Origin of the sequence: Streptomyces sp. NPDC047453 (assembly GCF_040643155.1) — a bacterium.
Taxonomy (GTDB): domain Bacteria; phylum Actinomycetota; class Actinomycetes; order Streptomycetales; family Streptomycetaceae; genus Streptomyces.
The window spans coordinates 1-8,100 of record NZ_JBEYTS010000141.1 but is presented as its reverse complement, the minus strand read 5'-3'; the positions used below and the strand labels follow the sequence as shown (position 1 = coordinate 8,100).

At 71.6% G+C, this 8,100-nt stretch carries 11 protein-coding genes; 8 read left to right on the top strand and 3 right to left on the bottom strand.

Annotated features, from left to right (window positions below; translation table 11 throughout):
- The first annotated feature begins 170 nt into the window (after window positions 1–170).
- Both ABZ818_RS41860 and ABZ818_RS41855 read left to right on the top strand, forming a co-directional pair.
- On the top strand, window positions 171–377 hold the full coding sequence (locus tag ABZ818_RS41860) for a hypothetical protein (RefSeq protein ID WP_141367202.1): 207 nt from the start codon (window positions 171–173) through the stop codon (window positions 375–377).
- Between the two features lie 66 nt (window positions 378–443).
- A complete protein-coding gene (locus tag ABZ818_RS41855; RefSeq protein ID WP_361427329.1) occupies window positions 444–587 on the top strand; it encodes a hypothetical protein in 144 nt (47 codons plus the stop codon).
- Window positions 588–692: 105 nt separating this feature from the next.
- Here ABZ818_RS41855 and ABZ818_RS41850 read toward each other — a convergent pair whose 3' ends face one another.
- Both ABZ818_RS41850 and ABZ818_RS41845 read right to left on the bottom strand, forming a co-directional pair.
- Complete coding sequence (locus ABZ818_RS41850) at window positions 693–848, bottom strand: DUF6131 family protein (protein WP_361427326.1); 156 nt, start codon at window positions 846–848, stop codon at window positions 693–695.
- A 132-nt stretch (window positions 849–980) separates the two neighbouring features.
- Window positions 981–1,604, bottom strand: coding sequence for an acetate uptake transporter (locus ABZ818_RS41845; RefSeq protein WP_361427323.1), 624 nt, complete (start codon window positions 1,602–1,604; stop codon window positions 981–983).
- 283 nt (window positions 1,605–1,887) lie between these two features.
- Here ABZ818_RS41845 and ABZ818_RS41840 point away from each other — a divergent pair, with 283 nt between their 5' ends.
- The 4 genes from ABZ818_RS41840 (at window position 1,888) to ABZ818_RS41825 (ending at window position 6,396) form a co-directional block, all read left to right on the top strand.
- Window positions 1,888–2,550: a zinc ribbon domain-containing protein gene (locus ABZ818_RS41840; protein WP_361427320.1), complete on the top strand. Its 663-nt coding sequence runs from the start codon at window positions 1,888–1,890 to the stop codon at window positions 2,548–2,550.
- A gap of 200 nt (window positions 2,551–2,750) precedes the next feature.
- The gene (locus tag ABZ818_RS41835; protein ID WP_361427317.1) at window positions 2,751–3,731 is read left to right on the top strand and encodes an ion transporter; all 981 of its coding nucleotides are present in this window, start codon (window positions 2,751–2,753) and stop codon (window positions 3,729–3,731) included.
- A 193-nt stretch (window positions 3,732–3,924) separates the two neighbouring features.
- Complete coding sequence (locus ABZ818_RS41830; protein ID WP_361427314.1) at window positions 3,925–4,833, top strand: serine hydrolase; 909 nt, start codon at window positions 3,925–3,927, stop codon at window positions 4,831–4,833.
- Window positions 4,834–4,989: 156 nt separating this feature from the next.
- Window positions 4,990–6,396 carry an FtsW/RodA/SpoVE family cell cycle protein gene (locus tag ABZ818_RS41825; protein ID WP_361427311.1) on the top strand — a complete coding sequence of 469 codons (1,407 nt, stop codon included), beginning with the start codon at window positions 4,990–4,992 and terminating at the stop codon, window positions 6,394–6,396.
- A gap of 159 nt (window positions 6,397–6,555) precedes the next feature.
- Here the strand turns inward: ABZ818_RS41825 and ABZ818_RS41820 are convergent, their stop codons facing one another.
- A complete protein-coding gene (locus ABZ818_RS41820) occupies window positions 6,556–6,774 on the bottom strand; it encodes a hypothetical protein (RefSeq protein WP_141367217.1) in 219 nt (72 codons plus the stop codon).
- 198 nt (window positions 6,775–6,972) lie between these two features.
- On the opposite strand from ABZ818_RS41820, the gene ABZ818_RS41815 reads away from it, so the two are divergent.
- Together ABZ818_RS41815 and ABZ818_RS41810 are read left to right on the top strand one after the other, a co-directional pair.
- Window positions 6,973–7,509 (top strand): DUF2269 domain-containing protein, encoded by a 537-nt coding sequence (locus ABZ818_RS41815; RefSeq protein WP_361427307.1) that lies wholly within the window; start codon window positions 6,973–6,975, stop codon window positions 7,507–7,509.
- Between the two features lie 93 nt (window positions 7,510–7,602).
- On the top strand, window positions 7,603–7,998 hold the full coding sequence (locus ABZ818_RS41810; protein WP_361427304.1) for a hypothetical protein: 396 nt from the start codon (window positions 7,603–7,605) through the stop codon (window positions 7,996–7,998).
- Window positions 7,999–8,100 lie beyond the last annotated feature (102 nt).

Genomic DNA, 8,100 nt, shown 5'->3' with positions numbered 1-8,100 from the left:
AGCTTCGACCCCTGCCTCCCCTGCGGCGTCCACATGTACCTCGGCAACGGCAAAACCCTCACCACCACCCACACCCCCACCTACGGAGCCGAACACGGCTGAACCGCTCGCAACGCGCGAGCCGGACCGGTGACCGGGGGAGAGGCATCGGGGGAGACGAGGAGCAGACCATGGGCACGATCAGAGTCGGCAGGCGTGACGTGAAGCCCGACACCCCCGGGCACGTCACCGGACTGCACCAGGGCAACTTCGGTCCGTACGAGCGGCAGACGGGGCACCACAGGGACGGCACCTCCGATGCCCGGCGGTCCACGGGCATCCACTGGAAGAAGCACGACGCGATCATGAAGGCCATGCCGAACATCTCGCCCGGATGACGGGCCGCGTCAGGGGCAGGACCGGGTCAGGACAAAGGGCCAGAAGGACAGAAGGGAGGAACGGGGATGACAGCTAAACAGTTGCTGGCGGTGGAGGCCGCCCTGGTGGGCGGGCTGGTGCTCGCAGCGCTGATCAAGGAGATGCCGGGGCTCCTGCGCGAGATCAGGATCTGGCGGATGTCCGGCCGCGGCTCCGGCCACGCCCACTGAACGCCGGGTCGGTACCACCTCGGCAGGCACTGAGGGACACCCAACTCGGCAGACACCGACGGGAGCGGCGGCCCGCAGGCCGCCGCTCCCGTTGTCGCAGGCCCGTCACCAGTAGTGACGGCGACCGGCGATCGCGTGGCCCATCGATCCGAGGATCCACAGGATCGCGCCGATCACGGCGAGGATGATGCCGATGGTCCACAGGATCGAGATGCCGGTGACGAAGCCGACGACGAGCAGAATGACGCCGAGGACGAGCATGACCGCCTCCGTAACGAGGAGTGCTTCACTTCTGCGGGTACCCCGAAACGGCGGTGTATTGCCCGGCCCGGGGCACGGGTGCGGTCCGGGCCGGACGGGGGTGGGGAGCCCGCCATCCTCCCGCGGGACGGCTCAGCGGGGCCAGGTGGGCAGCAGGGTCCGCCGGTGCGTGGCGTTGATCACCGCGGCCGCCGAGGCGTACCAGGCCACCAGTCCCGACGCGATGCCGAACCAGCCGCCGATCTGGGTGACGACGTGCAGTGCCATGCCGCCCTGGAACTCGCCGATCGCCAGCAGGACGTAGGTGATGGCCAGCAGCACCAGCACCGCGAGGACGGCGAGACTGGTGCGCAGCGCGGCCACCGCCATGTACGCGGTGAAGATGCCCCAGGCGAGCAGGAACAGGCCCAGGGCGTTGTGCGCGTCGCCGACGGCCGCCACCCGCGGCACGAGCCACCAGTACGTCAACCAGAAGGCGCCGAAGGAACCGAACAGGGTCGCGCCGAAGGTGTTGCCGCGGCGGAACTCGAAGAGCCCCGCGATGAACTGGGCCAGGCCGCCGTAGAACGCGGCGAGCCCGAGCACCGGGAAGATCGCGGCGGGTTCCTCGAGCAGGTTGGTGTTGATGATGGACAGCAGGATGGTGCTCATCGCGAGCCCCGCCAGGCCCAGCGGGGCCGGATCCGCGTAGGCGACCGGCGTCGGGTCGGCCGGGCGGGCCTGTGCGCGGACGGAGTCGCTGGTGTCGTCAGTCATGACCGGAATCCCTTCGACCTGAGGCCGGCAGAACCAGCCAGAGCCCGACGAGCGCAGGCACAGGACGTCCACGGGGCCGAACCCGCGGGCAGCGCCGGCGCTGCCCGAGTCTTCAGCTGTATCTGTTCACCACACGCGTACCCGTTTGTCCCAGGACCAGTCGCCGGACAGCGGGTGCCGGGGCGCTCGCGCGCCTGGCAGAATTCCGGAAACCCGCACGACGAGGACGGGCGTCGCGTGGGTGGAACACCGTCACAAGGTCGGCCCTGGGGGGGAACGCACCATGAGTACCGAGATCTACTTCAACAACAATCACCGCGACCTGTGCGAGCAGCACGGGACCGGCGCCGGTTTCCAGTTCGAGTTCTACTGCTCCCGCTGCTCGGACACCTGGCGCTCCCCGTTCGAGCCCTTCCGGGCGGGCCAGATGGCGGGCTGGCTGTCGCGGGGGGCGAACGCGGCCTGGTCGGTCATCGGCGGCGGCGCCGCCCGGGGCGTCTCCGACGCGGCCGACGGGCTGGCCGGAGCGAACTACGGAACCCAGCGGGACGCGGCGTTCACCCGCGCCATCGCCAACGCGCAGGGCCACTTCGACCGCTGCCCCCGCTGTACGGCCTACGTCTGCGGCCGCTGCTGGAACGCGGGCCTCGGGCTCTGCCTCACTTGCTCCCCGGACACCGCGGCGGAGGCCCAGGCGGCCCAGCAGCGGGGCCTGAACGACATGGCCGCCCAGCGTGCCTACGACGCCGGGCAGCAGCGCGGCCAGGACTACGACGTCTCCACGCCGCGCCAGTTGGTCTGCCCGCAGTGCCGCGCCGAGACCAGGGGCGCGACCTTCTGCCCCGCCTGCGGACACCGCCTCGCCCAGACGGACAACTGCTCCTCCTGCCACCAGGACCTGCCGGACGGCGCGGCCTTCTGCCCGTCCTGCGGCACCCGAAGGTGACCACCGGGCCGCGGCCCGGGACCGAGCGCACACGGTGACCGCGTACCGCACGCACGACGTGCGGTACGCGGTCCGCGAACGTGTCGCCGCCCACGGTGCCGCGGACATCCGTGTTGGAGGATGATCATCACTCAACCAGCCCGTCCTTCCAGCCCGGTCGGCCGGGACTGCCACCGCATGTGAAGGAGCAAGGGCAGCAGATGCCGGAGCAGCACGATCAGAACGCCGACATCGCATCGCGGTCCTTGCGCGGAGAGCTGGCACACCGCTGCCGGACCGTCACCGAGGCCCGCTGGTTCGCCCTCGGCGTCTTCGCGGTGATCCTCCTCAACGCCGCCCTGCTGGGCGTGGAGACGTACTCAGGTCTGGCGGCACAGTGGCACCACTGGTTACGTCAGGCCGAACACGTCTGCCTGGCCGCCTTCACGGTGGAGATCCTCGTCCGCATGCTGGCCTACGCCGACCGCCCGCGGGAGTTCTGGAAGGACCCGTGGAACTCCTTCGACCTGGTCGTCGTCCTGTGCGCCTTCGTGCCCGTCGTACGGGAGAACGCCACGGTGCTGCGGCTGCTGCGGCTGGCGCGTGTGCTGCGCACCGCCCGCTTCCTGCCGCAGGTGCGCATCGTGCTGGTGGCGGTGGTCCGCAGTCTGCCCGGCACCATGAGCTTCCTCCTGGTCGGTGCCCTGCTGCTGTACGTGTACGCCATGGTCGGCTGGGTCTTCTTCGGGAGCCACGACCCCGAGCACTACGGCTCCATAGGCCGCGCCGTGCTGACCCTCTTCCTGCTGATGACCCTGGACGGCATCGGCGACGCGGTCCACAGCGGCCTGGAGGTGTCGCGCTGGAGCCTGGTCTACTACGCCTCCTACGTCCTGCTGGCCTCCTTCGTCCTGGTCAACGTCCTCATCGGCGTGGTCATCACGTCCCTGGAGGAGGCCCGGGAGATGGAGAGGGACGAGCCCGCCGAAGCGGCGGACGCCGGTGACCCCCCGGTCGTCCAGCATCACCTCGCCGCCCGGATCGCGGCGGCTCGCAGGGCCCTCGACGAACTCGAACGAGACCTCGGGCAGGCGGCGCCGCCACGGGCCAGGCAGGCCGCACTCGTGGTCCCGGCGGTCGTGGCGCGCCCGGCGTCCAGCCCGGCCCAGGCTCGGCGCAGGACGTCCCGGCGGCGCCGGTGAGACGGCCGCGCGGCTTGCTGTGATCGGTCGGTGACGGGGGCTGGGGACGGGGGTGGGTGCCTGGGTGGGCCTTCTCACAATTCGGGTCGAAACGGGTTCGCAGTGACGGCGGCCACTTCGCCTGGCGCACATTTTGTCTACCTTCGCCAGCAGTCCCCCCGTTTGACGACCCCTTGCGGAGGCCTGCCCGACCATGTCCCATCCGCGTTCCCTGTCGTATTCGAAGACCTCGGCGACCTCGGCAAGGCGCCGGGGCAGCCGCGCCGGCGCCTGCGCCGGTGCCCTCCTGGCCTCGGTGACGACCCTCTTCTCCCTCGGCGCGCTGCACGCGGCACCCGCGGTCGCCGCGCCCGCCCCGGCGGAGCAGGCCCACACGGCGGCGGCCGCCCCGGCGGCGCCGCAGTCGCAGAGCAAGGCGCGGGTGACGGCGGCGGTGCTCAACCTCGACGGCGCGAGCCGGACGCCGCTGCTGTACGGCACGGACGCCCCGTACGACACCGCCAGCATCATCAAGGTCGACATTCTCGCGGCGCTGCTGCTTCAGGCCCAGGACGCGGGCCGGCATCTCAACGCCCATGAACGCGCCCTGGCCGAGCCGATGATCCGCAAGAGCGACAACGCGGCGGCGAACGCCCTGTGGCGCGAGATCGGCATGGCGCCGGGTCTCGAGGCGGCCAACAAGCGCCTGGGGCTGACCTCGACCAAGGGCGGTCCCGGCGTCAAGTGGGGGCTGACGCGGACGACGGCCAGTGACCAGGTCCGCCTGCTGCTGTCGGTGTTCGACAGCGCAGGGGCGTCGAAGACCGGCTCCCCCCTGAACAAGGAGTCCCGGACCTACGTCCGGACGCTGATGAGCCGCATCGCGAGCGACCAGGCATGGGGTGTCTCGGCGGCCTCCGGTGCCCAGTACGCGTTGAAGAACGGCTGGCTCCAGCGCACCACCTCCGGGCTCTGGGACGTCAACAGCGTCGGACGGGTCACGGTGGACGGACACCGCTACCTCGTCGCCGTGCTGTCCGACGGCAGCGCGTCGATGAGCGACGGCGTCTCCCTGGTGGAGCGCGCGGCCCGGCAGGCCGTGACCGCGGCCGCCGGAACCTGACGGTCACCGGCCCCGGGACCGCGCGGGTCCCGGGGCCGCCCCCCGGGCATCCCGGTCCCGCGACGTTTAGTTGCGTCATTGCGCAACTGTATAGTCGTGCCGGGTGTCGCCGGGCCGGAGACGGGAGTCCGGCGGAACGCGACGGGGGGAACTGTCATGGGCAGTCGGGTCGGAGCAGCGAGTCGGGGCGGCGATCCGGTCAGCCGCAATCTGGAACTGGCGCTGCTGCTGGGAGCCGTGCTCATCTGCGGATTCGGCCACGCCGGCAGCTCCCTCGCCCTCACGGGCAGCCTGCCGCCCGATCTGGTGGTCCACGTCGCCGTTCTGGCCCTGCCCCCGCTGCTCTGCCACCTGGCGGTACGGCGGTTCGCCCCCCACGCCGACCCGCTGATCCTGCCCCTGGCCACCCTGCTCACCGGCCTGGGCATCATCCTGATCCACCGCCTCGACATCGCCTACCAGGCCCGGTACGGCTCGCCCGCGGCGGTCGGCGGGCAGATCATGTGGGTCGCCCTCGCGGTACTCGGATTCATCGCGGTCGTGGTCGCGCTCAGGGACCACCGCCGGCTCCAGCGCTATCCCTACCTGGCCGTCACCGTGGGCCTGGTGCTGCTGATGGCCCCGGCCTTGTATCCCGGCGACGTCTACGGTGCCAAGCGGTGGATCTTCCTCGGGCCGCTGTCCTTCCAGCCCGGCGAGTTCGTGAAGATCGTGATCGTGCTCTTCTTCGCCGGGTACCTGACGCTCCGCAAGGACGCCCTGGCCCTGGCCGGACGACGCTTCATGGGCATGTACCTGCCCCGAGGGCGCCAGCTCGGCCCGATCGCGGCCGTATGGGTCATCAGCCTGCTCGTTCTCGTCCTCGAACGGGACCTCGGCACCTCGCTCATCTTCTTCGGCGCCTTCGTGATCATGCTGTACGTCGCGACCGAGCGGACCAGTTGGGTGGTGTTCGGCGTCGGCATGTTCGCCGTCGGAGCCTTCGTCGTGGGCTCCTTCGAACCGCACGTTCACGGCCGAGTGGTCGCCTGGCTGCACCCGATGGACATCTACCTCCCCCCGGAGCAGCGGCCGGCCGGTCTGATCTCCGACCAGGCGGCCCAGGCGCTGTTCAGCTTCGGCTCCGGCGGGATGCTCGGTTCCGGCCTCGGCCAGGGCCATCCCGAACTCATCGGCTTCGCCGGGCGCAGCGACTTCATCCTCACCACGGTCGGCGAGGAACTCGGCCTGGCCGGAGTGATGGCCGTGATCCTGCTGTACGCGCTGCTCGCCGAACGCGGCCTGCGCACGGCGGTCACCGTGACCGACCCGTTCGGCAAACTGCTGGCCGCCGGCCTGGCGACCACGCTGGTGCTCCAGGTGTTCGTCGTCACCGGCGGTGTCACCGGGCTCATTCCGCTCACCGGAAAGGCCCTGCCGTTCCTGGCCCAGGGCGGCTCCGCGATGGTCGCCAACTGGCTGCTCGTCGCCCTCCTGCTCAAGGTCAGCGACACCGCCCGCCGTCCCGCGCCCGTCCCGGCGGCGGACCTGGACGCCGCCGAGACCCAGCTGGTCCGCCGGTGACCCGGGGCCCCATGAGAGCCGCGGGCTGAGCGGCGCACCCGTACCACTGGGGGAGTACGGCGTCGGTGGCCGCGTACTGCCGCGACACGGACCCGGAGTGCGTACGGGCGCGCCCCGATGGCCGGCGACGGAGGCCGGCCGCCGGGTCCGAGTCCTGGTTCAGTGTTCGAGGAGCTTCCTGGCCACGCGAGCCGCCGCTTCACACTCGGCCGCGGGCGGCGACAGCTCGCTCAGGGTGTCGAGGTCGGTGTCCTGCTGGAGCTCCGTCTCCCAGGCGGCGGCGAGGCTCTCCTGTTCCTCGCGTGACAGGCCCTGGACGTGCTCCCGGTGGTGCGGGTCGAGGGCGGCCAGGAATCGCTCGACGGTATCGATGGGCATGTCGCTCTCCTTGATCAGGGGGTGCCGGCCCGGTGGGGGCGCTGTCCCCAGCGTGAGCGGCGGGCGGGCCGCGCGGTCGGCGCCGTGGCCCACGCGCACCCGAACGGAGGAGGCCCGGCCGCGTACGCCGAGGCCGGTACGCGGGATTACTCCCCTCGTCGGACGCCGGCCGCGCCGCCGTCCGGCACCGTGTGGCGGGTGAGAACAAGCCGCCCCGCACGCCGTGCCTTCCTCGTGGTCCATGTGGTCGCCTCCGCCAGTTGGCTCGGCCTCTCCCTCGGACTGCTCGCCCTCGGGATCGCCGCCGTCACCACGCAGTCCACGGTGACCGTGGAGACCTCGGTCCGCGCCATGAGACTCTTCGCCGACTGGCTCCTGCTCCCCGTCGCCTTCCTCACCGTGTTCAGCGGTCTGGTGCTGTCCCTGGGTACCCCGTGGGGGCTGGCACGGCACCGGTGGGTCTACACGAAGTTCTGGCTGACCCTGGCCACGACCGCCGCCACGCTCCTCGTGCTGCGCCCCGGGCTGAACTCGACGGTCCAGGACATTGCCGCGGGCGAGCCGCTGCCCAGCTCTCGCGGCGTCCTGATGGGCCCGATCGTCTCCCTGACCGCATACGTCTTCATGACGGTGATCTCCGTGCTCAAACCGTGGGGGCTGACCCGACGCGGCCGGCGGCACCGGGCGTCCCAGCGCGCGGCCCAGACCGCCCGGCGCCTGACCGAACCGGTCTGACCCGGTTGCGGATAGGGCTCGGCGGGATCACGTCTGCGCACCTGCCGCACCGGGTCGTTGACCGCCGAGCCGGGGCCCTTCACGATGCCCGCCATGACCCGCATACCGACCGCTGTCAGGGCCGTCCGCGTCATCCTCTTCCTCGTGGTCCCGGTCAGCGGCACCGTGGCCCTGCGGTTCGCGGTGGCCGGCGCCACGGTCAGGAGCGGCGCCTTCGGCGAGTTGGTCATGGGCCTCCTGTTCCTCGAAGCCCTTCCCTTCGCCGTGCTGGCCGTGATGTCGCTCGTCGTCGCGCTGAAGATCGCGAAGGGCGGCAACGGTGTCCGCCTCGGCGCGGTCGTCGCCGGCTGGCTGGTGATCACCGCCGGGGTCGTCGGCGCCCTGGCGCACCACAGGGCGTGGAGCGCCGGGGCCCTGCTGGGCGCCGTCTTGCTGTTCCTGGCCACGGGGCCCGACACGAGGGACTGGTTCGACACCCCGCGCCTGTGACATTCCGCGCGGGCCCGCCGGCCGTGCCGGGACCGCGCCGACGGCGGTGTGCGGCGGGGGGCCCCGGGCCCCCCCCCACCCCCGCCCGCCCGGGAGAAGGTA

Coding starts and splice junctions, on each gene's coding strand:
- ABZ818_RS41860 (WP_141367202.1), top strand. CDS start 171: ATGGGCACGATCAGAGTCGGCAGGCGTGACGTGAAGCCCGACACCCCC.
- ABZ818_RS41855 (WP_361427329.1), top strand. CDS start 444: ATGACAGCTAAACAGTTGCTGGCGGTGGAGGCCGCCCTGGTGGGCGGG.
- ABZ818_RS41850 (WP_361427326.1), bottom strand. CDS start 848: ATGCTCGTCCTCGGCGTCATTCTGCTCGTCGTCGGCTTCGTCACCGGC.
- ABZ818_RS41845 (WP_361427323.1), bottom strand. CDS start 1,604: ATGACTGACGACACCAGCGACTCCGTCCGCGCACAGGCCCGCCCGGCC.
- ABZ818_RS41840 (WP_361427320.1), top strand. CDS start 1,888: ATGAGTACCGAGATCTACTTCAACAACAATCACCGCGACCTGTGCGAG.
- ABZ818_RS41835 (WP_361427317.1), top strand. CDS start 2,751: ATGCCGGAGCAGCACGATCAGAACGCCGACATCGCATCGCGGTCCTTG.
- ABZ818_RS41830 (WP_361427314.1), top strand. CDS start 3,925: ATGTCCCATCCGCGTTCCCTGTCGTATTCGAAGACCTCGGCGACCTCG.
- ABZ818_RS41825 (WP_361427311.1), top strand. CDS start 4,990: ATGGGCAGTCGGGTCGGAGCAGCGAGTCGGGGCGGCGATCCGGTCAGC.
- ABZ818_RS41820 (WP_141367217.1), bottom strand. CDS start 6,774: ATGCCCATCGATACCGTCGAGCGATTCCTGGCCGCCCTCGACCCGCAC.
- ABZ818_RS41810 (WP_361427304.1), top strand. CDS start 7,603: ATGACCCGCATACCGACCGCTGTCAGGGCCGTCCGCGTCATCCTCTTC.